General features: G+C 72.0%; 20 protein-coding genes. 13 read left to right on the top strand and 7 right to left on the bottom strand.

The genetic code is table 11. From position 1 onward, the window contains the following. Nucleotides 1-118 precede the first annotated feature (118 nt). Entirely contained in the window at nt 119-598 is a 480-nt protein-coding gene (locus CcI49_RS01030) for an Rrf2 family transcriptional regulator (protein ID WP_054564257.1), read from the bottom strand. A 166-nt stretch (nt 599-764) separates the two neighbouring features. Here CcI49_RS01030 and CcI49_RS01025 point away from each other — a divergent pair, with 166 nt between their 5' ends. Next, nucleotides 765-1,934 carry an MFS transporter gene (locus CcI49_RS01025; RefSeq protein WP_198955433.1) on the top strand — a complete coding sequence of 390 codons (1,170 nt, stop codon included), beginning with the start codon at nt 765-767 and terminating at the stop codon, nt 1,932-1,934. Between the two features lie 69 nt (nt 1,935-2,003). On the opposite strand, the gene CcI49_RS01020 is transcribed toward CcI49_RS01025, so the two are convergent. Continuing rightward, entirely contained in the window at nt 2,004-2,867 is an 864-nt protein-coding gene (locus CcI49_RS01020) for an SDR family oxidoreductase (RefSeq protein WP_241839844.1), read from the bottom strand. Nucleotides 2,868-3,136: 269 nt separating this feature from the next. On the opposite strand from CcI49_RS01020, the gene CcI49_RS01015 reads away from it, so the two are divergent. Beyond that, the gene (locus CcI49_RS01015; RefSeq protein WP_054565323.1) at nt 3,137-3,859 is read left to right on the top strand and encodes an alpha/beta fold hydrolase; all 723 of its coding nucleotides are present in this window, start codon (nt 3,137-3,139) and stop codon (nt 3,857-3,859) included. A gap of 75 nt (nt 3,860-3,934) precedes the next feature. Here the strand turns inward: CcI49_RS01015 and CcI49_RS01010 are convergent, their stop codons facing one another. From CcI49_RS01010 to CcI49_RS01000, 3 genes are all read right to left on the bottom strand, one after another. After that, a complete protein-coding gene (locus CcI49_RS01010) occupies nt 3,935-4,162 on the bottom strand; it encodes a type II toxin-antitoxin system HicA family toxin (protein ID WP_054564258.1) in 228 nt (75 codons plus the stop codon). Then, nucleotides 4,162-4,368 (bottom strand): hypothetical protein, encoded by a 207-nt coding sequence (locus CcI49_RS01005; protein WP_054564259.1) that lies wholly within the window; start codon nt 4,366-4,368, stop codon nt 4,162-4,164. The genes CcI49_RS01010 and CcI49_RS01005 overlap by 1 nt, the downstream gene beginning before the upstream one ends. Before the next feature lie 97 nt (nt 4,369-4,465). Beyond that, nucleotides 4,466-5,074: a TetR/AcrR family transcriptional regulator gene (locus CcI49_RS01000; RefSeq protein WP_076823696.1), complete on the bottom strand. Its 609-nt coding sequence runs from the start codon at nt 5,072-5,074 to the stop codon at nt 4,466-4,468. Between the two features lie 164 nt (nt 5,075-5,238). Here CcI49_RS01000 and CcI49_RS41885 point away from each other — a divergent pair, with 164 nt between their 5' ends. From CcI49_RS41885 to CcI49_RS00980, 5 genes are all read left to right on the top strand, one after another. Then, entirely contained in the window at nt 5,239-5,397 is a 159-nt protein-coding gene (locus CcI49_RS41885; RefSeq protein ID WP_158230684.1) for a hypothetical protein, read from the top strand. Nucleotides 5,398-5,942: 545 nt separating this feature from the next. Beyond that, nucleotides 5,943-7,064, top strand: a complete 1,122-nt coding sequence (locus tag CcI49_RS39455; protein WP_083749239.1) for an RICIN domain-containing protein — start codon at nt 5,943-5,945, stop codon at nt 7,062-7,064. Nucleotides 7,065-8,671: 1,607 nt separating this feature from the next. Continuing rightward, nucleotides 8,672-9,841 carry a ricin-type beta-trefoil lectin domain protein gene (locus tag CcI49_RS39450; RefSeq protein ID WP_158230683.1) on the top strand — a complete coding sequence of 390 codons (1,170 nt, stop codon included), beginning with the start codon at nt 8,672-8,674 and terminating at the stop codon, nt 9,839-9,841. A 96-nt stretch (nt 9,842-9,937) separates the two neighbouring features. After that, entirely contained in the window at nt 9,938-11,071 is a 1,134-nt protein-coding gene (locus CcI49_RS00985; protein ID WP_076823695.1) for a hypothetical protein, read from the top strand. A gap of 185 nt (nt 11,072-11,256) precedes the next feature. Further along, a complete protein-coding gene (locus CcI49_RS00980; protein WP_054564266.1) occupies nt 11,257-11,907 on the top strand; it encodes a response regulator transcription factor in 651 nt (216 codons plus the stop codon). A gap of 1,291 nt (nt 11,908-13,198) precedes the next feature. Here the strand turns inward: CcI49_RS00980 and CcI49_RS00970 are convergent. After that, entirely contained in the window at nt 13,199-14,365 is a 1,167-nt protein-coding gene (locus CcI49_RS00970) for an ATP-binding protein (RefSeq protein ID WP_131830964.1), read from the bottom strand. Nucleotides 14,366-14,374: 9 nt separating this feature from the next. Further along, nucleotides 14,375-18,451: a type VII secretion protein EccCa gene (gene eccCa / locus CcI49_RS00965; protein ID WP_076823692.1), complete on the bottom strand. Its 4,077-nt coding sequence runs from the start codon at nt 18,449-18,451 to the stop codon at nt 14,375-14,377. A 62-nt stretch (nt 18,452-18,513) separates the two neighbouring features. On the opposite strand from eccCa, the gene eccD reads away from it, so the two are divergent. From eccD to CcI49_RS00935, 6 genes are read left to right on the top strand one after another with little or no spacing between them, the layout of a single operon-like run. Further along, nucleotides 18,514-19,974: a type VII secretion integral membrane protein EccD gene (gene eccD / locus CcI49_RS00960; protein ID WP_054564270.1), complete on the top strand. Its 1,461-nt coding sequence runs from the start codon at nt 18,514-18,516 to the stop codon at nt 19,972-19,974. A 1-nt stretch (nt 19,975) separates the two neighbouring features. Then, entirely contained in the window at nt 19,976-21,451 is a 1,476-nt protein-coding gene (eccB, locus tag CcI49_RS00955; RefSeq protein WP_076823691.1) for a type VII secretion protein EccB, read from the top strand. A gap of 22 nt (nt 21,452-21,473) precedes the next feature. After that, complete coding sequence (locus tag CcI49_RS00950) at nt 21,474-21,788, top strand: WXG100 family type VII secretion target (protein WP_054564271.1); 315 nt, start codon at nt 21,474-21,476, stop codon at nt 21,786-21,788. Nucleotides 21,789-21,843: 55 nt separating this feature from the next. Next, nucleotides 21,844-22,140 (top strand): WXG100 family type VII secretion target, encoded by a 297-nt coding sequence (locus tag CcI49_RS00945; RefSeq protein WP_054564272.1) that lies wholly within the window; start codon nt 21,844-21,846, stop codon nt 22,138-22,140. A gap of 1 nt (nt 22,141) precedes the next feature. Beyond that, a complete protein-coding gene (locus CcI49_RS00940) occupies nt 22,142-22,579 on the top strand; it encodes a hypothetical protein (RefSeq protein ID WP_054564273.1) in 438 nt (145 codons plus the stop codon). A gap of 4 nt (nt 22,580-22,583) precedes the next feature. Continuing rightward, on the top strand, nt 22,584-25,598 hold the full coding sequence (locus tag CcI49_RS00935; RefSeq protein WP_076823690.1) for a hypothetical protein: 3,015 nt from the start codon (nt 22,584-22,586) through the stop codon (nt 25,596-25,598). Nucleotides 25,599-25,636: the final 38 nt, after the last annotated feature.

The following is a 25,636-nucleotide window of genomic DNA, read 5'->3' as shown; positions in this document are numbered from 1 at the left end:
ACACTGCACCTCTGACCACGCTGCACCTCTGACCACAGCGCCGCCGACCAGCACGGGCGCCTCCGACCGCACCGGGCCACGGCGGGCCACACGGCGCCGCCGACCGCACTGCATCCGGCTATCGCGCGTCGGCCAGCCACTCCCGTACGGCGCGCATCGCGGTGCCCGAGCTGTCCTCGTCGATGCCCCGACCGAGGTCGTCGATGGTGACACCGGCCAGCGCGTCACGCCACGCCTGCTCCGCGGCTGCCATCGCCCGGGCGATGGCGCACTGCCCGGAGCACTGATCATCGGGCACGGCCAGCGGGCCGTTCCGGCGGATCTCGGTGCAGCGGAACGCGGGCTCGGGGCCGTCGATGGCCTGCACGACCTGCAGAACAGTGATCTGCGCGGCGGGTCGGGTGAAGGCGTACCCGCCGGTCGGACCCGGAGTGGATCTCACGATGCCAGCCCGTGAGAGCGCCTGGAGATGCTTGGCGAGGTAGGCCGGCGCGACGCCGTGCAGCTCGGCGAGCCGTGCCGCCGGCACCGGGGCCTCGCTCTGCCCGATCGAGACGCAGCAGTGCAGCGCCCACTCGACGCCGTTGGACAGCTTCACGGCAGCCAGCCTACCTATCCCGGATAGAAACCATCCGCGACTCTGCTATAAACGCGGACAGGAAATATCCGAGATGGAGGTCCAGCTGGTGTCCGAGATTCAGGATCGGCCGAAGGTATCGACCGCCGCCCCACCTCGACAGACCCGGAACACGCTTGGATTCGCGGTGATCGCCCTGTTCGTGGCCGCGGTGAACCTCCGCCCGGCGATCGCCGCGCTCTCCCCCCTCGTCGACCGGATCCGCACCGATCTGGGCCTGTCGGCGACGGAGGTGTCGCTGCTGACGACCATCCCCACACTGGCCATGGGGCTGTGCGCACCCCTGGCCGTCACCGTCGGGCGCAGATGGGGGCTGCACAGGGGCGTCCAGCTTGGGCTGGCCGTCGTCGGCCTCGCCACCGCGGCCCGCGGGCTCAGCCAGTCCGCCTGGCTGCAGCTGGTCTGCGCCGCCGCGGTCGGCATGGGCATCGCGCTCTCCCAGACCCTGCTGCCGGCCGTGGTGAAGGCACGCTTCGCCGACCGACCCGGTCTGGTGACCGGCATCTACACCACCGGCCTCGGCCTCGGCGGCGCGGTGGCGGCGGGGGTGAGCACACCGCTCGCCGACGCCTTCGAATCGTGGCCGGCCGCACTGGCCTGCTGGGCCGTCCTCGCGGTCGCGGGCCTGGTCCTGTGGTCCGCGGCAAAAGGATCGCTTCAGCTGGAGCAGGCGGGTGACCCGAGGCGCATCGTCACCTCCGGCCTGCCCTGGCGCTCCCCACTGGCGTGGCGGATCACCGCCGTGTCGGCCGGTAACTCGGCGCTGTACTACTGCGAGCTGGCCTGGATCGCACCCCTGCTCCACGACGACGGCGGACGGAGCGAGTCGCAGGCCGGCCTCATGCTGACCACCATGATCGCCATTCAGGTCGCGGCGATGCTCGCCGTCCCGGCACTGCACGGCGAACGGCAGGACAGGCGCGCCGGCCTGGCCGCCACCACGGTGCTCACCGCGATCGGCTTCCTGGGTTTCGCCCTCAGCCCGGGAGCGGGCGCCTGGCTCTGGATCGTCGCCATGGGAGTCGGGCACGGCGGCCTGTTCACCCTGGTGATGACACTTCCGGTGGCTGCCAGCCGGGACGCCACCCAGGCCGGGCGCTTCAGCGCCATGGCGTTCTTCATCGGCTACGCCTGCGCCGCCGCCGGCCCGGTCGTCGTCGGCGGTCTGCGTGACGCCACCGGCGACTTCCAGCTCGGCTTCGGCCTGCTGGCCGCTGTCGCGACGCTGATGCTCCTGCCCATCGCCCGCCTCTCACCGAGACGGATCGCCCAGGCCCAGCACCACCCATCCGCCTGAACGACGCGCCGCACCACGCTCCTGGCGTCCTTTCGGGGCACAGGACCTGCGAGAACAGCGTGCGAGCGGTCAGTCGGCGGGGTAGGCGGAACGGCCCYGGCGGAGAAGGTCGGCTAGTGAGGTCGCCGGATGGCCGGTCAGCTCTGGCACGTCCGAGGTGACGGTGGCGAGTTCACCCGCGGCGATGGCCGTGTACGTCGACACCCAGGCGTCGACCTGCCACCTGGGTGCCCCGTAGCTGGCGCGGGAGGCGTACGCCTCGCCGACCGTCTCCGCACGGTAGACGATCCGCCGGCCAGCTGCGTCGGAGATAACGGCGGCGACTTCATCAAGGGTCAGTGCCTCAGGACCGGTCAGCGAGAAGGTCCGGCCAGCGTATGGGAGCGGGTTGAGCAGGATCGCCGCGGCGGCGTCGGCGATGTCGTCCTGGGCGACGGGGGCCACCTTCCCGTTCCCCGCCGGGCCCCGTATGACGTCGTCCGAGCCGACCAGCGCGGTCATGAAATCGGCGTAGAGGTTGTCGCGCAGGAAGGTGAACCTCATGCCTTTGCCCGCGTCGCGGATGTACTGCTCGGTGGCGGCGTGGTCGCGCCCCAACGTGAACGTGCAGGTCGGCGTCGCGCCGTAGAACGAGACGTACACCAGGTGCTCAACGCCGGCGGCGGCCGCCGCGTCGACGAACGTCTGATGCTGCCGGAACCGGTCCGAGGTCTCCGCGGCGGACACCATCAGCAGCGTCGTGACCCCGGCCAGCGCGGCGCGTGCGATGTCCGGCTCGTCGAACGACGCCCGGGCGACAGAGGCCGCGGGCAGACTTGGTGCGCGCGCCGGATCCCGGACCACCAGGCGCTGCGCGACACCTGCCGCGGCCAGCCGGCGCGCGACGCGACCGCCCAGCCGCCCGGACGCGCCGGTCACGGCGATCAGGCCCACGCCGGCTGTGCCTTCGGCGTCGGTTGGCAGCTCTGCACCGACCCAGCCAAGCACTGTGCGACGAGGTCCGCATGGAGGTCGGATGAATTCCGGGCGATGGTGGCTCCCGCTCGGGTGCTTAGGTGGTCATCGCCTGGGTACGGGGCGACCTTCTCGCCACGCGCCCCATCCACGCCCGATTTCCGACTTCGCCGCTCCGCACCGATGATTCGCGCCCCCAGCAGGGGTCTGACAGATGAGGCGAGGAAGGTGTGGACAACATGGCGGAGATGAGCGAGATGACCGGGATGGACGAGCGGGTGCCGGGACGGCGGCGGACGTTCGCGCTGATCCCCGGGGCCGGTGGTGCGGGGATCTACTGGCACCGGGTCGTGCCGTTGCTGCGCGCGGCGGGCCATGAGGTGGTCGCCGTCGATCTGCCCGGGGGCGACCCGGGCGCCGCTCTGCCGGAGTACGCCGCCGTCGTCGAGGCGGCGATCGGCGCGACGGTAGAAGGGCGACCTGACGTGGTGCTGGTCGCGCAGTCGCTCGGCGGGTTCACCGCGCCGCTGGTCGCCGAGCTGGTTCCGGTGCGCGCGATCGTGTTCGTGAACGCGATGATCCCCGTTCCCGGCGAGACCCCGGGCGCCTGGTGGGACAGCACCGGGCAGGCCCAAGCCCTCGCCACCGCAGCCGAGCGCGGCGGCTACAGCCCCGAGTTCGACCTCGAGACGTACTTCCTGCACGACCTGTCCGCTGACGACGCGGCAGCGATCTCGGCGGATCCTCGCCCCGAGGATGACGTCGTGTTCGGTTCCGTCTGCGAATTCGGCGGATGGCCACCGGTCCTGATCCGCGTGGTCGCCGGCGCCGACGACCGGTTCTTCCCGGTGGAGTTCCAACGCCAGGTGGCGCGGGACCGGCTGGGCATCGATGCCGACGTCCTGCCAGGCGGCCATCTGCTCGCCCTGTCACAGCCAGAGGCGCTCGCGCACTATCTGCAGGAGATTTGATCATCGGGCAGCGAGTCGCGACCGACTGGGGTCGAGGCGTTCGAGCTGGACTGACGTCGTGGTCACGCTGGACCTTCAGAGCGCGGCGACGAACTCCTCGACCGACAACCCGGTGTCACGGATGATCCGACGCAATGTCCCGGCGGCGACGTCGCGACCTGGGTGAACGGGCACAACCGTGAAACGCCCGTCTGCCGCGCTCCGCATCATGTGGTGGCTTCCCCTGACGCGGATCACCTCGAAGCCGAGCTTCTCCAGAGTCTTGACCACATCCCCGCCTGGTAGCACGGGAAGAGGTGGCATCAGGCGACGTCCTGCACGATCGTCAGGACCGGTGGAACACCGAGCTCCTCGATGACCAGGCTGACCGCCTCGTAGAGATCAGCGACCGCCTCCTCGGGAGAAGCACCGAGCCCGTGCGCACCACCGCTGGGGAACGACGCGTGCGCGGCCCAGGTGCCGTCCTCCTCCTGCTCCAGCTCATAAGGGATCTGGACCATCCGCTTCATGGCGCTCACTGTACGCCGTAGGCCACAGGGCTCGCAGTAGTCACGATCACGTCCCAGATCCACGACTGGGGGTGTTCGCCTCGGGGATCAGGCTGGACTAGACCAGTAGGCCGGCCCAGCTGTCGACTAGTTCGTCGAGCATCTGGTCGCGGGTGATCTTCCAGTCGGCGTCGCCCCAGTTCTGGGCGACATAGTCGAGCTGGGCCATGGCCAGGACGCCTTTGAAGTGACGCTGGTGCGGTGCGAAGCGACCGGCCTGCGCAAGGCCGTCGGCGACGTCACTGATGGCCTCCTCCATCCACTTCTCCACCAGGTGGGCGAGCTCGGGTTCGATCACCGCGGCGTCGCGGCCGATGCGGATGATCGGCCGGATGTCGGGCCAGGACTGCGCGGTGCGCCGGACCCAGGCGTCGATTGCCTCGCGGGTGCCGGCGGCGACGGTCGCCACCAGGTCGTGGGCGGTCGAGCCGTGCTCGGAGGACCGTTCCCGCGCCAGCGCCTCGTTGAGCTGCTCGTCGATGAGCGCCTTCATCAGCGCTCCCCGGGACGGGAAGTAGGCGTAGAAGGTCACCCGGGTCGTGCCGGCCGCGTTCGCGATGTCGTCGACGGTCGTCGCGGCGTAGCCCTTCGCCTGGAACTGCTCGAGGCCGGCACCCAGGAGCAGCTGACGGGTCAGGCGCTTCTGTGCTTCCCGGAGCTTGGCCATGACCGAAGCCTAGCGTGGTCGTCCGTTATCCGGCCGTCGACACCGTTTTTTATACATCACGAACAAAAACTTGATCCACCGTAAATCTGGCGCGAGCATCCCTACCCGCAGGCGACAACGGGCACAGTGATCACCATTGCAACGGAGCACTGACGAGTGCCCCAATGCGGGCGCAGGCGCCGACACAGGCGCCGACCCGCTTCGTCCTCACCCTGATCGCCGGCTGTCTCGGAGTGCTCGTCGCCCAGGTGGCGTACCCCCTCCCCGCGTTGATCCTCGACATCCCGAACTTCGGGCTGCCGTTGCTACCGAGCAGGACGTGAACAGCCACGCCGCCGATCAGGCCACGACACCCGGGCGCGACAAACCAGAGGTGAACCCCATGGAAAACTGTGGCGTCACCGCCGGAGGCCGACCGGACGCCTCAACCTTCATGCTTGCCGTTCGACCTGGTCAGTGCTTTCAAAAGCCGGCTCTCAGTGGCCGGCCTCAGCCACTGGCAGCTCGCGGGCACGGATCGTGCACTGCCCGTAGGCCCACGACACACGGTGGGCTCGGCTATTCTTATCCGCGCACATCGGGTAACGAAATCACCCGAAATCAGATGTACCGCGCTGGCTCCGTGGCGCCGGGGAACACGACAGGACCGTCAAGGAGGTCTCCGCGTGATCTCCCGACGACCCGCGCACCCGGCTCCTCACGGCGACGACGAACGACGACCAGTCATCGAACAGCGAGATCATCTACCCGGTGCACCGGGCTCTAAATCGGTGGTCCGCCTGACCGCGAACCACCGCAGGCTGCCCCGCTCCGCGGGAACCCGGATTCCTCCCCTGCCTGCGAGCCAGGGTCTCCTCCGGGATTCCCGATGAAACTCACGGCCGCGGATCATTCGACTCCGCACGGGCAGAACCCGTCAGCTGAACAGGCCGACACGGATCGGCCGTCGTCGCCAGACAGTCACAGGCCGCCAGACGGTCACGGCCGGTCGGATGAGATCGACCCGATCGACTCGTCGGACGAGATCATTCCGCCGGAGGAGGTCATCCCGCCGGACAGTGGGACACCACCCGGCGAGGGCGTGCCCGGCGGCCAGCGGTCGGCGGCGCGGCGGCGACCACCGGGGCGGCCGGCCCTGCTGCGGTGGTGGCCGAACTGGCCAAGGCGGCGCTGGTTGACCCACGTGCTGGTGGCAATCGCGTACGGGGCCGTCGCCGGACTGCTCTTCCTCGTGTCCTCCGAATCGGTGCAGAGTATTGCCGGCCGCACCCAGTCACCCGGCGCGCGTGCCGTCGGGCAGGAGGAGACGAACCCGGGCGCCGGCGCCCTTCCCACGGCCGGGATGACGGGCCCCACCAGCACCTGGCTGACATCGACGCCAGCACCCGGCGAGACAGCCGCGACAGATGAGCCCGACGCCGGCGCRCAGGCGCTGCCCGAGAACGACCAGGCTGAGACGGGGCGCCCGAGCCCATCGCCTTCCCGGCCCACCAGGCCGACGACCGCGCCCGCCCAGACCAAGCCGGCCCAGGTATCGCCAGCGCCCGCCCCTCAGAGCGCACCCGCCGCCGCGGCCGCGCCCGTCACCCAGGTCCCACCCGCAACGCAGCAGGCGCAGGCAGCTGGCGGCCCGACCACCCTCGTGAACTACGTGACGGGCGAATGCCTCGACAGCAACGAGGACGGCCACCTCTACTCGCTCGAATGCAACGGCGGTCCCTACCAGCTGTGGACGGCCTCCGGCTCCGGCGCCGTGGCGCTCAACGATTCCGCGACGGGCCTCTGCCTGGACAGCGACGGATCGGGATCGGCCTACACGCGGATCTGCAACAACGGCTCAACCCAGCAGTGGCAGGTGGCATACCAGTCAGGCACGCGGACGTTCGTCAACGTCGCGAGCGGCAAGTGCCTGGACACCGACTCCAGCACCACCTACATCTTCACGGGGACCTGTAGCGGTTCCGGCGGGCCCACCCAGCGGTGGCGGTGAGACCGAGCGGGTCGCGGTGAACCAGGTCGGGGGCGGCAGCCGTTACATGGGTTGACCGTCGGCTCGACGAGCCGACCGGACCCGGAAGGCTCGCCTGTGACGGACAGGCTGACGATCAGCACCGCGCACGGTGCGGCGGCGCCACCACCGCCACCGCCGGGCGCGCCGCCACGGATCATCACCGACGCTCGGGCGCAGCCACCTCCCCCCCAGAGAATTTCCACCTCCAAGGGACTGCCCATGCCGGGCGCACAGCGTTGAGGATTTTGGTCGCCAGAACACCCGAGATTCTCAACGCCCGCTCACTACTCACTCCTCAGTCCTCACTCGTGCTCGGCCGCGGCCGGGGCCGGGGCCGGGGAGCCGGCGTACTCACGGGCTCCGAGCTGTTTCGGCCATGGTCACTGGCGTCCGGTCACCCGGCCGTCCGGACCCGCTCCCGGCACATCAGCAAACTGACAGAGGTGCCAGAAAAATGAATCGTCACCATCCGGTGGATGAATTGCGGGTCTCCGGTAATCGGTCATCGCGGGCGAATCGCCGCCACGGACAGTCCGCGCGTCCGACATCGCCGGCCCGGCACCGCGCCAGGACGGCCGGCGAGACCTGAACAGCCCCTGTGACCAGTGGTTTCAGGGTTCGTCGGCGGCGTCCACGGCTCCCTGGGCGGAAGAAATCCGACCCCCGCGGGACCCGGCGAGGTGCGCGGGATCGGCAGCTAAAGGGCTCTTCGTTGCTCTTCCACTATCCACCCCCAAGAGCCTTGCAAAACCGACAAGAAAATGGATGTCAAGAGACCCGAAGAAAGAGGTACACGTGGCCCTTTAGTCGCGCAAACAGAACAGTCATGGGCCCGTCGAATGCTGACCAGTGCTGTCAGAAATCCGGAAGGTCGACCACACGTTCAACCCAACAGAGCCCACAGAGCCCACAGAGCCCGAAATTTACCCTTGACAATTGACAAGAACTGAGGATTTCGGTTGTTTCGGCAGCCAACATTCCCACCTCTTGCTCGGCAGTAGCGAAAGTCCGAGGCCCGGGATTCCGCGACGGGCTTTCTGGAGCCCGCATTCGGATGGCCGCACCCTGGGCCGCGCTGACCACTGGTGGCTCGGCCGAGACACCCACCGAGGCGCGGGTCGTCGAGACGTCGAAGCGGTGGGCACCGCAAGGTCCGGTATCCGCCGCGCCGGCTGTTCCACCTTGGGAGGCGGCCGGCTGGCAGCCTGGGGACGAGACCACGAACAGCCCTGCCTCCGATCGGGCCGCCTCCGGACGCGACAAACCAGAGGTGAACGCCACGTGAAACTGTGGCGCCATGGCCGGCTATCACCGCCGGAGGCCGACCGGACGGCTCAGCCTTTATGTTCACCGTTCGCCCTGGTCAGCGCCTTCAGAAGGCGACTGTCACCGACTGACCTCAGCCGATGGCGGCTCGTGGGCACGGATCGCGTGCTGCCCGCGGGCCCGCGACACACTGTGGGCTCGGCTATCCTTCTCCGCGCACATCGGGAACGAAATCGCTCGAAATCAGATGTACCGCGCCGATCTCGCGGCACCGCGGAACATTCATGCCCGGTGGCGGCCAGGGAAAGGGCCCAGACGCCATGAAACTCGAGGCCGCGGATCATTCGGCTCCGCACGGGCAGCACCCGTCAGCCGACCAGGCCGAGGCGGATCAGCCGTCCTCACCAGATGGTCACAGTCCACCAGACGGGCACAGTCCACTGGACGGTCGCAGCTCGTCGGACGAGATCATCCCGCCCGACGAGATTGTTCCGCCCGGCGAGATCATCCCGCCGGGCAGTGGGACACCGCCCGGCGAGGGCATACCCGGTGGCCAGCGGTCGGCGGCGCGGTGGCATCCACCGGAGCTGCGGGCCCTGTCGCGGTGGTGGCCGAACTGGCCGCGGCGGCGCTGGCTGACCCGCGTGCTGGCAGCGACCGCGTACGGCGCCGTCGCTGGACTGCTCTTCCTCGTGGCCTCCGAATCGGTGCAGGGCATGGTCGGCCACACCAGGCCGCCCGGCGCGCGTGCCGCCGGGCAGGAGGGGACGAACTCGGGGGCCTTCGCCGCCGGCCCTCCCACGGCCGGCATGACGGGCCCCGGCAGTGCCTGGATGACATCGCCGCCGGCACCCGGCCAGACAGCCGCGGCAGACTCGACAGGCGAGCCCGGTGCCGACGGGCAGGCTCCGCCCGAGCTCGGCGGGGCGGTGTCGTCGGGCGGAACGGGACCGGGGCGCGCGGGCTCGTCGCCCTCCCGGCCCACCACGCCGACGGCCGCGACCACCCAGGCCAAAGCGGGTCAGGTTTCCGCCGCACCCACCGCGCAGGCCGCACCCACCGCCGCGGCCGCACCCGTCACCCAGGCCGCGGCCGCCTCCACCGGGCAGGCGCAGGCGGCCGGCGGCCCGGGCACCCTGGTGAACTACGTGACGGGTGAATGCCTCGACAGCAACGGGGACGGCAAGATCTACACGATGGACTGCAACGGCGGTTCCTACCAGGTGTGGAGGACCTCCGGCTCCGGCACCGTGGTGCTCACCGATGCCGGGACGGGCCTCTGCCTGGACAGCGACGGAGCGGGATCGGCCTACACGAGGACCTGCAACAGCGGCTCGACCCAGCAGTGGCGGGTTTCAACACAGTCAGACGCGTCGAAGATGTTCGTCAACGTCGCGAGCGGCAGGTGCCTGTCCACCAACGCCACCTCCTACGTCTTCGCGGGGATCTGCATCTCCGGCGGTGGCGGGACCTACGAGCGGTGGTGGTGAAACCGAGCGGGTCGCGCTGAACCATGCCGAGGGCGGCAGCCGTGACATGGGTTGACCGTCGGCTCGACGCGCCGACCGGACCCGGAAGGCTYCCCCGTGACGGACAGGCTGACGAACAGCACCGCGGACGGTGCGACAGCGCCGTCACCGCCGGGCGCGCCGCCGCGGATCACCACCGTGCCGGCCGGGCTGTGGATCCGCTCTGCGCAGGACCCGCAGACCCAGCCGGATGACCCCGCGTTCACGACCGTTCCGCACGCACCGGACGTCCGGACGCTGATCGTCGGCGCGCCCGGCTGCCAGCCACCCGCGCTGCCGGACGTCAACCGTGCGTTCGACGACCTGTCCGCGCAGGCGACGGTGATCGTCTCGTTGTACGGCTGCGAGCCGGGTGACGGTCCGGGCCTCGCCCAGGGGCTCGCCGTGGCCGCCGGCCGGCCTGTCGTCGCCGAGTACGGCCTGCTGATGCCCGGGCAGGACGGGGTGTCGCGGGTGCTCGCCACCGACGCCGGCCGCCGGGAGTCGTGGGCGCCGTTCGCGCAGCGCGTCCTCCACCCGCCGGACGGGCCGCCGCGGCTCGTGCACTGGCACCCTCCGGTGGCCGGGATGGTGCCGCACGGCAGGGCGGGCTACCGCCTCGTCGGCCCCTGGTTCGTCCGGGTCGTACCGGCAGGCCTGGCGCTACGCCGGGTGGGGCTCACCCCGGACGCCGCCACCGACCTCGCGCCCTTCGACCCGGCCCGTCTCGATCTCGCCGTCGACGGCCCGGTGGCGGAGCTGACCGACAACGTGCTGACCGCGTTGAGCCGGTTCGCCGACGCGCTGCCCGCCGCGGCGCGGGTCCGGCTGCGGCTCGTCCTCTCCGCCGGCACCGACGACCTGGCGGCACGGCGCCTGCGCCTCGCCGTTCCCGCTCCCCAGCATGTCCGACGCGCCACTCCCGCCGCGGCACCATCCGCCGGCGCCGTCCCGCGCGAGTCGACCCAACCGACCCAACCGGCTCAGCCAACCCAGACGACCCAGCCAGCTCAGCCAACGCAGACGACCCAGCCGGCTCGACCGGCTCGACCGGCTCAACCGGCCAGGCCGACCGGGAGGGCCAGCCCGGCCAGGCCTGCGAACGCCCGGCCGACGGGCGGGGCGCCACGCAGGCACGCGGTCGGCCGCGCCACGGCGCTGACGTTGGTTGTCACCCGATCAGGCCGGATGTGCTTCCAGGCATCCGGGTGACGTCCTCCCCCGCGATCGCTTGGCGCGCCCCACACATGGCGGCATCATTGGCGCATGCTGTGCAAAAGCGGTTACGGAATGACAAATATTCCGTATCGGGAGGATGTCGGCGCACCTGCCCGCGGCGTCGGCCACGGCCCGGGCCACCGCGTCGGCCGCCGTCTCGGCCCCGGCGCCCTCGTGCCGTGCGGGTAGCGCTCGCCGAGGACGGCGCGCTGTTCCGTGAGGGGCTCCTCCTGCTGCTCGGCGCGGCCGGGCACCAGGTCGTCGGCAGCGTCGCGGACGGGGACGCGCTGATGGGGCTGCTGGGCACCGAGCCGGCTGATGTGGCGATCCTCGACATCCGCATGCCGCCGGGTACCGAGGGCGGGCTGCGCGCGGCGGCACGCGTCCGGGCCGCGTACCCCGAGACGGGGCTGCTGCTGCTGTCGCACTACGCCGAGACGCACTACCTGATGCGGTGCCTGGAGATCGGCACCGAGCGGATCGGCTACCGGCTCAAGGAGCGGGTAGCCGGTACGCAGGTACTGTCGGACACCCTGGACCGGATCAACGCGGGTGAGCTCGTCATCGAGCCGTCGCTCGCCGGGCGGCTCGTCAACCGCCCCGCCGGGGTGTCCGGGCCGCTGGCGCTGCTGAGCCAACGGGAGCTGGAGGTTCTCCGCCTGATGGCCGAGGGGCGCTCGAACGCCGGGATCGCCGGCCTGCTGTCGCTGTCCGCCAAGGCGGTGGAGAAGCACATCGCCAGCATCTTCACGAAGCTGGACCTGCCCTTCGACGCGACGACCCACCACCGCCGGGTCCTGGCCGTTCTCACCTACCTCGGCGCGCGATGACGGACGTCCGGCGAGAGCCGGCCGGCTCGCCGCCCGCCCCGGCGGGGGTGCTCGCCCCGGCGGAGGTGCTCGCCCCGGCGGAGGTGCTCGCCCGGGAGGTTTCGCCGATGCCGGCCGAAGCCGGTCTGCGGCAGCGGGTCATGCCACTCCTGGAGAATCTCGGGAGGGCGGGCGAGGGCTGTTACGCGGCGTTGTGGGCCGCGGTCACCCAGGAAGAGGCCACCCCGGTGGATGGTGTGGCGTCCTGGGTTGTGCTGGGCTGGGCTCAGTCGCCGTCGTGGCTGCCCGCCGGAATGGAGCCGATGGCGGTGCGGGCGGGCGCGGCGGGGCATCTCGCCGCGCTGCGGAGCAGGCCTGGAGTACGTCTCCTGCTGCGGATCCCCGGCCCAGGGCGCGGCGACAGTGCTGGCGGTGGTGTCGGCGATAGCAGTGGCAGTGGCAGTGATGGTGGCGGTGGCGATGGCGATGAGGGGCGGACGCCGGCCGCGGCCCTCGTGATCGGCGGGTGGCCGGGCCGGGCCGTGGTCATGCCGCCCGCCGACCTGCTCGACCAGACCCGGGACTGCCTGGCTCTGGTGCTGCGCGAGCACGAGCTCACCCTGGCCGCGAACGAGCATGCGGCACGGGCCCGGCGGTGCGCGGAGGAGCTGGCCCGAGTCGAGGCCGATCTCGCCGCCGTCCGTGACGCGGAACGGAACCGGTTGAGCGGCAGCCTGCTGATCGGTGTCAGCCGGCGGCTGGGCGAGGTCACGGATCGCTGGCAGGCGTGCGTGGCGGCTGTCCGCGACGAGCCGGCACGGGCCGGCGACGAGCTGCGGGAGTTGCGCTCCGCCGTCGACGACCTGCTGGAGGACTTCCGGACGGTCGTGCGGGCCGTCCATCCCGTCCTGCTGCGCAGGGCGGGGACCGCCGTCGCGCTGACCGAGCTGGCATCCAGGCTGCCGCGGCAGGTCCGGATCGATGGTGATCCGGGACGTCGGGTCGGGTGGGAGGTGGAATCCGGCGTCTACCACGCCTGCGCCGCGGCGCTGAACCTGCTGGGCGAGGCCGGGACCGGGCCGCTGTCGATGCGGTTCGTCCACGGTGACGGCCGGTTCGGCGTGCGGGTGGACGATCCGTCCCCAGGTGCCGTCGCCCGGGCCCGGGACAGCCTGCGCGACGATGCCCGGCGGCTGTCCGCCCTCGGCGGCGCTCTGCACTGCACGGTGGCGGCGGACGGATCCGGCCGGATCGACCTGTGGCTTCCGGAGCGGCTGGACGGCAGGCTGCCCGAGGCCAGGCTGCCCGGGCCTCAGAAGGGCACGACCCCGCAGATCCGCGTTCCGGCGCCCGGCGTCGACGTGACGGACAGCGTGCCGCCCACCGAGGCGAGCCTGTCGCGCGGCCCGCGCAGCCACACCGCCCCGGAGAGGTTCATTCCAGGCCCGTCGTCCTCGACGGTGAACGCCAGCCCCTGGTAGGTGCTGTGCAGGCGGACCCGGACGGACGCGCCGGACGCGTGTTTCTGCGCGTTGCTGACGGCTTCCAGGCAGGCGAAGTAGACCGCGCTCTCCACCGGCGGCGGATAGCGGCGTGAACGCACGTCCCGCCCGACCTCCAGTGCCATCCCGGGAGCCTCCCGCAGGGCCGCGGCCAGCGCGGGCTCCAGGCCAGCTGTGCGCAGCAGGGGCGGAGTGATCCCGGCGGCGGTCTCGACCAGCAGGGTGTGCCCGCGTTCCAGCCGCGCGCCCAGGTCGGCGAGGGCCTCGTGCAGGTCCGGGCCGGGCAGCTCGCCGGCTGCCAGCCGGTGCTCGACCACGGCGGCGGCCATCTGCAGCGAGACGAGGTGCAGTTGCGCACCGTCGTGCAGGTCGCGTTCCAGCGCGTGGCGTTCGCTCTCCATGTCGGCGGCGGCGCGGGTCCGCGCGTCGGCGATCCGCGCGGTGGCCTGCCAGCACGTGTCCGCGGCGGCGCGGCGACGCTCCTGCGCGGCGGCGGCGGCGAGGACGGCACCGAGGGCACCGGCGATGTCGCCGAGCGCCCGGTGCGTCCTGGCCGGGACCGGGTGCTCGGCGCGGGTGCTGACCAACAGGCCGCCGATCTCCTCGCCCCGGTACACGATCGCCCACGCCGCGGCCGGACCGCCATCGGGCCCACCGCCGAACGCGACGTCCGCGAACGCGACATCCCCGGATGCACCGCCGTCGAACGCGGAGCCGTCGAACACTCCGCCGGCTGCCGCACCTCCGCCTGGCGCACCTCCGCCTGGCCCACCTCCGCCTGGCGTGCCGCGCCCGGCGGGCCAGGTGTGGTCGACCGGGCGGCTGTCGACGAACATCCGCAGCCGCACCGCAGGGAGGTCGAGCCGCCGGCCGATCAGCTCCGCGAGCGGCGTGAGGTCGCCGCCGCGGGGCCCGGTCACGGGGAGCTCGACAGCCCGCCGCAGCACCTGCGCCACAAGCTCCGATCCGATCAACACGCCCGCACGCTACCCGGCCGTCTCGGCGACAGGCTCCCCGATCGGGTCCGTCGCGACGAAGCCGGTCTGGATCAGCCGACTGCCGCGGCGGCTGCACAGCAGCGCGCGGCCCGGGGGCAGCTCCCGTGGCCGGGCGCCACCGAGCAGCGGCCCCTCCGACCGGGGGCAGGACAGCGCGATGTCGGGGGTGTTGAGCTCCTGCATCCGGCGCAGCAGCGGGTCCATCGACATGCGCATGACCCCGGCCGCGGCGCGGGCGAGGATGACGTGCAGGCCCACGTCACCGCCCTGCGGCAGGAACCCGACCAGCGGGACCAGCGGGTTCTCGGGGCCGGTCAGCAGGTCGTAGTCGTCGACGAGGACGAACAGCAGCGGCCCGGTCCACCAGTCCCGGCGGCGCAGCTGCTCGGGTGAGACGTCCGGGCCGGGCAGGCGGGGGGTGAGGCCCGCGACGGCATCGCGGATGGTGTTCTTCGTGCTGTCCGGTGAGACGGAGTAGCCGAGCCGGTAGGCGTCCGGGATGTCGTCGAAGAGGCGGCGCCGGTAGTCGACCGCCATGATGCGGGCCTGCTGCGGGGTGAACCGGCTGGTGATGGCGCGTGCCATCAGCCGCAGCAGGTTGGTCTTCCCGCTCTCGTTGTCGCCCAGCAGGGTCAGGTGCGGGAGCTGGCCGAAGTCGTGCCAGACGGGTTCGAGACGGCTCTCCTCCAGGCCGAGGGCGACCCGCAGATGCCCCCTTCCCTCGCTTTCCGGCTCGGGCAGCGACTCCGCTGGCAGGACGGCGGGCAGCGTACGGACGGGCCGCACCTTCGGCCCAGTCCAGGCGTCCACCACCGAGGCGACCAGATGGCGGGTGCCGTGGGCGAGATCAGCGACGGACCCGGCGCCGTCGATGCGCGGCAGGGCGGCGATGAAGTGCAGCTCGGCGTCGGTGAGGCCGCGCCCGGGCAGTTTGGGCACCGAGGCGGCGGCCCGCAGGTTGATGCCGGACTCGACCGGGTCGCCCAGGCGCAGCTCCAGCCGCGATCCGATCTTGTCCCGCATCGAATGGTGGACCTCGGACCAGCGACTCGCCGTGAGCACCAGGTGCAGCCCGTAGTTCAGGCCTCGCGCGGCGACGTCGCGGACCTGTTCCTCCACCGCCTCGAACTCCTGGCGCAGGGTGGCCCAGCCGTCGACGACGAGAAACACGTCACCGAACTCCTCCTCCGGTACCTTCCCGGCCGCGACGGCCTCGCGGTAGGCGGCCATCCCGGAGATCCCGAGCCGGGCGAAGCGCCGCTCGCGGTCCGCGAGCAGTGCGACGGCCTCGGCGACGGTCCGGCCCACCCGGTCCGGGTCGTGCCGGCCGGTGACCCCGCCGACGTGCGGCAGATCGGCGAGCGCGGCCAGGGCGCCGCCACCGAAGTCCAGGCAGTAGAACTGCACCTCGCGCGGCGAATGGGTGAGAGCAAGCCCCGCGACGAGGGTGCGCAGCAGCGTGCTCTTGCCGCTCTGCGGGCCGCCGGCGATGCCCAGATGCCCGCCGACACCGCCGAAGTCCAGCACCAGCAGGTCCCGGACCTGCTCGAACGGCTTGTCGATCACGCCGACGGGGACGGTCAGCCGGTCCGTGGCGTCGGCGTCCACCGGACGCAGCCCGTGGTCGAGGTCCGGCAGCAGGGGCGGCAGGACCTGATCGAGCGAGGGCGACTGCTCCAGCGGCGGGAGCCACACCCGGTGCGCGGGCGGTCCCTGGCCGACGAGCCGGTCGACCAGCGCCTTCAGGACCGTGTCGGCGGTGGTCGCCGCCCCTGCCCCGCCGTCCGACCCGTCCGACCCGTCAGTCCCGGCGGAACCGGTCGAGGTCGATCCGGTTGAACCGGTCGAACCGGTCGAACCGGTCGGCGGATCCGACTCGGCCGCACGGGAGGCGACCGGAACGTGCGTGGTGCCGTAGGGGACGACCTGGCTCTCGATCACGTCCGGGCGCACCCGCGCGGAGCGGGACCGATACGGCCCGGAGACGTAGGCCGCGCGGAACCGGGTGATCGTCGCGACGTCGGAGCGCAGGTAGCCGTTGCCCGGGGCGGCGGGCAGCTCGTACGCGTCCGGTACGCCGATCACCGACCGTGACTCCATCGCGGAGAACGTCCGCAGGCCGATCCGGTACGACAGGTGCCCCTCGAGCTGGTGGATGCGGCCGTCGTCCAGCCGCTGCGAGGCCAGCAACAGATGCACGGCGAGCGAACGCCCCAGCCGGCCGATCATGACGAACAGCTCGATGAAGTCGGTGTGCGCGGCGATCAGCTCGCTGAACTCGTCGACGACCACGAACAGGGTGGGCAGCGGGTCGAGGGCCGCGCCCTGCATGCGAGCGGCCTCGTAGTCACGCACGGAGCTGAAGTTGCCGGCCCGGCGCAGCAGCTCCTGGCGGCGCACCAGCTCGCCGCGCAGCGCGTCGCGCATCCGGTCGACCAGCGACGCCTCGTCGGCGAGGTTGGTGATGGTCGCCGACACGTGCGGCAGCCGGTCGAGACCGGCGAAGGTCGCCCCGCCCTTGAAGTCGACCAGGACGAAGTTGAGCGTCTCCGAGGAGTGGGTGGCCGCCAGGGCCAGCACCAGGGTGCGCAGCAGCTCGCTCTTGCCCGAGCCGGTGGCGCCGATCAGCATGCCGTGCGGGCCCATACCGTCCTCGGCGGACTCCTTGATGTCGAGCACGATCGGCGACCCGTCGGCGGCGAGGCCGATCGGCACCCGCAGGCGCTCGGCACCACGGCGGGCGGGCCAGACCGCGCGGGGCTGATAGGTCTCCAGGTCGGTGATGCCGAGCAGATCGGGCAGGTCCTGGCTGGTGGTCAGACCGTCGGAGACCGGTTCCGCGCTGGCGCCGGCGCTGTGCCGGGCCATCAGCCGCGCCAGCGTCGTCGCCCGCACGCGCGACAGCGTGTCGGGTGTCGCGAGCCGGGAACGCACCTCCCTCCCGACCCGGTCGGTCTGCACCATCTCGATGTCGCCGGGGGCGATGTCCAGGCACAGCACCTGCTGGCCGCTGCCGGCCGGGTGGGCGTCGAAGTCGAGCAGCACCGCGTTGCGGTAGCCGGAGACGAGGAAGCGGGCACCCGGGGAGATCCGGCCCCCGTCGACGATCACGACGACGAACGGCTCGGCGGTGGACGGGGCCGTCCCCGTCTCGAACCGCGCCCGCTCGCTGAAGGCGGAGCCCAGCAGCCGCTCGACCTCGTCGAGCGACTCCCCGAACAGCCGGACCGGCCCGGCGGCGTCCCGGTCGGTGACGTGCTGGGCATGCGGGAACCATTTCGCCCAGTCCCACTCGGCGCGCCCGTCGGTGTCGGTGCAGACCGCGATCCGCAGCTCGTCGGGGGCGTGGAAGGTGGCCAGGTGCGCGAGCAGCGCACGGGCCACGCCGAGGGCGGTCTCCCGGTCGCCGTCCAGCCGGACCCTGGCGAACCCGCGGACGTACAGGGCGACCGGCTGGGCGGGAATCGTCGTGTATGCGCGGGTGAAGCGGCGCAGCGCCTTGGCCGCGACGGGTTCGAGGTCCTCCACCGGGCTGGTCTGCAGCGGGGTGATGCGCACGGCGAGCCGCTGGCTGCCGGTGCCGACCCGAACCTCGCCGAAGTCGGGGTGCGCCGGGCGGCGTTCCCACAGCCGGCTGGTCATGGCCAGCGACCACAGCGACGCCGGGTCGGGGTGGCGCCAGGCCAGCGCCTCACGTTGCTGCTCGGCGTAGCCGCGGACCTGCCGGCGGGTGCGGGACAGGTAGCGCAGGTAGTCCCGCCGCTCCCCGCCGAGTTTGTGCTTGCGGTCGCCGGACTGCGTGAACATCTGGGTCACGCCCATGCCGGCCATGCCGGCGCCCATCATCGCCATCATGATCAGGCCGAGTGGGCCGTTCGTCCCGAAGCCGAAGAAGAAGAACATCATCCCGCAGGACATCAGCAGTGACGGCACGATCATCGCCAGGGTGCGCAGGCCCTGCCCCTGGGTCTCGGGGATGGTCGGCGGTTCCTGCAGGGTGATCTCGCCGTGCGGCAGATCCGGTCCGGAGCGGCGGGCCGGGCGGCGAAAGGCGACCGTGGACATATCCGCACCACGGCTGGCGGGCCCTCGGCGTTTCGACCGACACCAGACAGACCGCCGATGTGATGCGGGTCACTCCCGTGAACCCGATGGGCGGCGGACGCCGTGCCGAGGTCATGGGCCAGTCCAGCGTGGCGGAGGTATGCCGCCTGCTCGTCGTGGGGCCGACGAGCCAGGTCGAGCTGTCGGTGCCCTGCCATGTGCCGCTCGCCGACCTGATGCCCGCCCTGCTGCGCGGCCTCGGGCCGGATCTCGCCGACCGCGGCCTGGAGCACAGCGGCTGGGTGGCACAGCGCCTCGGCGAGCCGCCGCTGGACGAGGACGACAGTGTCGCCGAGCACGGCCTGCTCGACGGCGACACCGTGCACCTGCGGCCACGCTCGGAGCAGATCCCCCCGCTCGACTTCGACGACCTCATCGACGGAGTGTCCAGCGGTATCAAGGCCCGCTCCGGGCTGTGGCGCCCGCGCACGACCCGCCTCGCCTCCCTGCTGGCCCTCGCCGGCTGGCTGGTGGTCGCGCTGGCCGCCCTGCCCGCCAGTGGCTACCACTACCGCGCGCTGATCGCCGCGGAGGCCGTCGTGCTGCTCGGCGCGGTCACCGTGGCGACGTCCCGCCTCGTCGTCGACCGGTCCGTCGCCGCCCTCACCGGCGCCGCGATGGTCGGTTTCGTCATCGAGGCGGCGGCCCTCGGCGTGGCCGACGCGGGCGCGGGCGGGGACCCGGCGTCCACCGCCCGGCTCATGCTGATGACCGGCTCGGCCGCGGCCGTCGTCGGCGCCGGCCTCCTGCTGCTGCTCACCGCCGGCCACCCGTCGGCTCGCCCGCTCGCGCTGGCCGGGACAGCCGTCGCGTGCGGCGGCTTCGTCGGCTGCGGGCTGGGTACCCTCGCCGGACTCGACCGGACCCAGACGGCGGCGGTGATCGCGCTGCTGTGCGTCGGCGCCCGGCCGCTGGTGCCGGTGGCCGCCTTCACCTGCGCCGGGCTGGCGTTGCCGCCACTGCCCGTCGAGCCCGGTGAGCTGCAGGACGACATCGACCCGGAGCCCAGCGCGGAGGTGCTGGCGCGCGCCGCCGCCGCCGACGTCAACATGACCGCCCTGCACGCCGCGTGCGGGGTGCTGTCCGCCGCCGCGCTGGTCACCATGGCTCTCGACCACCACTGGATCCCCACCGCTCTCGTCGTTCTCGTCGGGCTGGCGCAGGCGCTGGCGTCGCGGCCGATGACGAGCACCTGGCATCGGGCGGCGCTGCTCCTCCCGGCGGTGGCCGGCCTGGTCGTGATCGTGCTGCCGATCGGCGCGCGTGCCGGCGACGGCTCGGAGCCCGGCTGGCTCGCGCCGGCGGTCTCCCTGGCGTTCGCCCTCGCCGCGGCCGGCTGCGCCCGCGTGCTGCCCCGCCGCCGGATGACGCCGATGTGGGGCCGGGCCGGGGACTTCGCCCACATCACGGCACTGGTCCTCGCTGTGCCGCTGGTCTCCTGGCTGCTCGGGCTGATCGGGCTCATCCGCTCGGTGGTGGGCTGACATGCAGTCCCGCCGCGACCAGGTCGACGCCCAGCGGTACCTGCTGACCCGCCTGTCGGCGGCACTGGTGCGTGCCGACCCCGACACCCTCGACCCGCTGGGGCGCCGCGACGTCCGCGGCCTGGTCGGCGGCACGGTGCTGGCCGCCCTGACCCTGGGCGTCGTCGCGATCTGGGCGCTGGTGTCCGGCTCCGGGTCGACCGAGTGGCGGAAACCGAACACGCTGATCATCGAGAAGGGCACCGGCAGCCGCTTCCTGCTCATCGACGGCGAGCTGCGTCCCGTGCCCAACATCGCCTCGGCCCGGCTGCTGACCGGAGCGGTCGTCAACCCGCAGGTGGTGCCGGCCTCCCGGCTGAAGCACACTCCCCGCGGAGCGCCCGTCGGCATCGCCTCGGCTCCCGACCTGCTGCCCGCCACCGCGGCGCTGAACAGCGGGGTCTGGCGGATCTGCGCGAGCGGAGAGCCCGACATCGCCGCCATCCTCGACATCGGGGTGAGCCCAGCGAGCCAGCCGGACCGCCCCGGCGTCCGCGAAGGTGTGCTGGTCACCGCGGACAGCTCCGACGGCAGCGAGACCTACCTGCTCTGGCAGGGGCGGCGGCTGCGGCTGGCCCGGCCGTGGGTCGCCGACGTGCTCGGCTTCGGCGACGTCCGACCGACGCCCGTCGACCCACGCTGGCTGGAGGTGGTGCCGGCCGGCCCCGACCTCGCCCCGGTGCGCGTCGACCCCGGCGCCCCCGGCTGGCTGGTCGGGGGCGCACCGGCGAAGGTGGGGGACCTTTTCACCGCCGCGGTGACGGGCGGGGTGACGACGCACTACATCCTGCTGCCGGCCGGGCTGGCCCCGCTCACCCCCGTGCAGTTCGCGCTCACCCGTGCCGAGACCGGCGACACGCCCGCCCGCGAGCTGACCCCGGCCGACCTGGCGGCCGGGCCGCGGACCAGCATGCCCGCACCCTGGGACGGACTACCGGCCCTGCCGCCCGTCGTTCGCCACCTCGCGGCCGACCAGGCCGTCTGCGCCGAGTCGAGCGGAGAAGCGGAACCCGCCGCGCTGGCGGTCGTGACGGTGTCGATCCCGAGCGTGCCGGGCAGCGTCACGACGCGGGGAATCGCGGTGCGGGTCGCCCCGGGCCGCGGCGCGCTGCTCATGGAACAGCCCGTGCCGCCGGACGAGCTGCGGGTCGACGATCTGCGCGGCGTGCTCGTCGACGGCAGCGGCACGGCGTACCCACTGAGCGGGCGCGCGATGCAGGCCCTCGGCTACGACGCCCACCTGGCGGTGGCCAGCCCGTGGCCGCTGCTGACCCTGCTGCCCACGGGACCGCGGCTGACCACCCCGGCGGAGTCGGCCTCACCGACCGCGGCCTCCCCGCACCCGACCTCCCCGAACTCGGCTGCTCCGAACGCGGCCGCCCCGAGCACGGCACTCCTGAACGCGGCACCGCCACCCGGCGGTCCGTCCACATCCTGAACCGAACGGAAAGGCGGCCACCATGCCCGACCCGAGTCTCATCTCCGACGAAACGAGCACCGTCGCGATGATCAAGGCGTTCGACCTCTGCCAGGACGAGTGCGTCAACATCCAGAACACCATCGAGTCCGCCGCGTCGATGCTGTTCGTCCAGTGGGGCGGCGTCGCGGCCGCCAGGTACCGCGACGCGATCGCCAACTGGCAGAACGGTTTCAACAAGGTCCGCCAGGGGCTGGACCTCCTGAACGAGTCGATGGTCGTCTACGCGAACACCACGACCACGGTCGAGGACAACGCCGTCATGATCGGCTCGACCTGGGCCCAGGGCCTCACCTGAGCCCGTCCGTCGCACGCGAGCCCCACACCCGCCCCCCAACCTCCGTGAGGGAGACATGGCCACCTACCAGTTCAACCCGAACGGCGCTCTCGACACAGCGGCCGAGCTGCAGTTCGTCACGACCAAGCTCCAGGACTCGCTGGAGGCCCTGATCAACAGCGTCCGGGTCTTCGCGGACCGGAACTCGGGTGCCGCCCCCGACAACTACGTCCTCGCCCAGCAGCAGTGGAACACCGGCCAGCAGGAGATGGAGCTCTCGCTCGCCGTCGGGAAGGTGAAGCTGGAGGAGATCCACAACCAGTACGTGCTGGGCGACAACCGCGGCGCGAACGTCTTCGGCTCCCTGATCTGACATGGGCGAAGAACTCACGATCAGGATGGACGAAACCGCCCTCCGGGACCGCATGAAGGAATACATCGGGCTGCTCGACGACATCGACCGCCGGTCGTCCACCTTCCAGTGGGGCCCCGATGCGGTCTCGACGCTGGCCCTCGGGGCTCCCTTCCCGCTGCGGCTCGGCGGATCGGGCTTCACCGAGGCGGTCGGCCTGGCGCAGAACTTCGAACGGGTGCGGCAGAACCTGGTCGAACGGGTCAACACCGTCTACACGAACACGTCCAACCTGCGCTGGGGCCTGGAGTACCTGCTGGCGGACTCCGACGCGGTCGAGAGCGCCAACGCCTCGACCCTCACCGGCACGTTGTTCGACTCGTTCATGCCCAGCCAGACGACCACACCGGACACGTCGTCGTCCACATCGTCCACATCGTCGTCCACGACCGGGACCTGACGCCATGGCCGCTCCCGGAAAGATCGAGGACGTCCTGCACGACATCCTCGGCTACACCATCGGGTCGAGCACCGGCGCGACGCTCGACCTCGCCGCGGCCGGGGCCGCGACCGGCTCGACGACCTCGACCACCACGCCCGCGGCGGCCACCGGGGGCGCGATCGACGCGGGCCTGCGGCCCGACACGGTGCGGGCCTCCGGGCCGCCGTGGCTGATAGCCGATCCGCGCAAGGAGCAGTACCACACCGGCGGCGGCTGGACGCCGCCCTTCCAGTACGGCGCGCTCACCTTCTGGCGGTGGATGTCGGACGACTGGGCCAGCAACACCGAATGGGTCACCGTGTGGGTGGGCAAGCGGGGCTCGTCGTCGACGCCCACCCAGAACTCGCTCACCCCGGCGGAGGACACCTCGAACCCGCTCATGGACGTGCGGAAGGCCTGGATGGCCGTCGAGACGAACATCCCGCAGCTCGCCGGTCTGGGCACCCCGTTCGACCCGGAGACACTGCGCGGGATCGGGCAGGCGCTGGACGGCATCGGGGCCTGGTCGGCCACCGTGTTCGCCAACCTCGGCGACGACATCGCCCGCATCGACACGAAGGCGGACAACTTCTCGGGCTCCGCGGCCCAGGCGTACCGTGCCCGGGTCCTCGCCGCCCAGGCCGGCGTCCAGGGCGTCCGCGAACAGTCGACGCCCTGGATCGATCCGATCAACAAGGCGTACCTCAGCGCCGTGGCCTTCGTCGAACAGCTGCACAAGGACAACGACTACTGGTCGGGCAAAGCCGGTGACCCCCGCGGGATCATCCCCGGGCCGCCCGGGGTGTGGTCCGATCCCTGGAAGCTGGTCGGCGAGATGTTCAACGGGTCGGTCGTGTTCGACCGGCCGACCACCGAGACGGAGAACTGGAACCATTCGGGCGGCCTGTGGGACAGGGGCTGGATCCGCGGCGGGCGCGGCCAGATGGCGGATCTCCAGTGGCGGGAGATGTACATCAGGTTTCCCGACTGGGTCGGAATACAGGGCGAGTACGCCGTGCTGCGGGAACCGACCTGGCCCGACGTCGACAACAAGCTGCGGGCCCAGTGGGCCAACCATGTGCAGGAGGCCTTCAGGCCGTCCGTGACGAAGGCACAGGAGATGATCACTGCCTTCGCCGCCGCCCAGGCCGCCGTCAAGCTCGGCCGGATGCCTCCGCCGCCGCCACCCCGCCCGGCCCCGGAGACCGCCCTCGCCGGCGGCAACGAGGAGCTCAACGAATACCTGGAGAAACTCAACGAGGAGCTCAACAAGAGTTTCGAGGGCATCAACAAGAACTTCGATGAAATCAACAAGGGGTTCGAGGGGGTCAACAAGAACTTCGAGGGCGTCAACGACTTCGGTAACGGGATCAATGCCAACCTGAACGAGCTCGGCAAGGGCCTGAACAACATCGGCGGAGGAATCAACGGCCTCGGCGGCGGCCTGAACCAGCTCGGTGAGGGCATCAACAACATCGGCGGGGGGATCAACAACCTCGGCGGTGGCCTGAACCAGCTCGGCGGTGGTCTGAACCAGCTGGGTGACGGGATCGGCGGCGGCCTGAACCAGCTCGGCGAGGGCATCAACAACATCGGCGGTGGCCTGGGCGACCTCGGCAACGGCCTGGGTGGCACCGGAGCCACCGGGTACGAGCTGGTCGACTACGTGCCGGGTGCCGAGACCGGCCTCGGAGCGGGGGCAGCCGGCCTCGCCGGTCTAGGCGGCCTCGGCTCGGGGGGGACCGGCCTGACCGGCGCGGCCCGGCGCGAGGCCGGCACCCTGCTCGGTTCGTCCGGGCTGTCGGACCTGGGTGACCTCAGCCCCGACCAGCTGCAGGCACTCGGGCGGGCGGGTGTGCTGGCCGACACACCGCTGACCGCCGAGCAGTCGGCGGCCCTGCGCGCCGCCGGCCTCGGCACCGACGCGGCGACCCTGGGCGAGCTGAGCCCCGACCAGCTGAACGTGCTGAGCGACGCCGGGCTGCTCGACTCCGTCCCGCTCAGCCCGGCCGGCCAGCAGGCACTCGCGGACGCCGGCCTGCTCAGCTCGCCCGCCAGCACCCTGAGCGGTGTCGGGGGCCTGGACAACCTGGGTGATCTCAGCCCGGCTCAGCTCGCCCGGCTCGACGCGTCCGGTGCCCTGGACGACATCCCGGTCAGCCCCGCCCAGCTCGACCAGCTGCGGGACAGCGGGCTGCTCAGCTCGGGTCAGGGCGTGGGCTCGCTGGGGGACCTGTCTCCGGCCCAGCTGAACGCGCTCAGTGACGCCGGGCTGCTCGACTCGGTGCCCGTCACCCCCGCCCAGCTCGCGGACCTGGGCCAGGCCGGTCTGCTCACCTCGGGTCAGGCCGGCCTCCCCGACGCGCTGTCATCGCTCGGCGCCCAGTCGGGTGCGGCCAGTGGCCTGACGATGCCCGACATCAGCACACCCAGCTCGGCCTTCCCGACGCAGATCGACGGTGTCCAGGTGGCGTCGCCTCTGACGACGGGCTCCGGCGTGACCATCGGGGACATCAGCGAGCCGATGGTCCGCACCCTCTCCGGCGATCTCCTCGGCGGGGTCGGCACGTCCGGCGTCAACCTGGGCGGCGCGCAGCTGACGAGTCTCGGCACGGGCAGCACGCTCGGTACCGCCGCGTCCCCCCTCGCCGCCGGGGCCGCCGGCGGCGCACTGGAGTCCGCAAGCGCGCTGTCAGCCGGCGGCCTCGGCTCGGCGGCCACTCCCGCCGTAGCCGGATCGACGGCGGGTGGGGGCGGCGGCATGCCGTTCATGCCGATGGGGGGGATGGGCGGCGGCGCGGCCGGCGGCTCCTCCTCCCGGGACCGTCAGCGCAGCACCTGGCTGACCGAGGACGAGGAGGTCTGGGGCACCGACCCGGACTGCGCACCCGCGGTCGTCGGCCGCGACGACACCTCCGCCGAGGCCGGCACCGAGCGTTCCACCGGCGTCGTGCAGCCCGCGGCCCCGGGACGGGACCGCGTTCGCCGCGGCCGCTGACCGCACCGGATTCGCATCCCCGGATCCGCATCCCGCGG

The sequence above is a fragment of the Frankia sp. CcI49 genome (genome assembly GCF_001983215.1).
Lineage (GTDB): Bacteria > Actinomycetota > Actinomycetes > Frankiales > Frankiaceae > Parafrankia > Parafrankia irregularis.
Note: the sequence above shows the minus strand (reverse complement) of the source record. Positions and strands in the feature narration are given on the sequence as shown.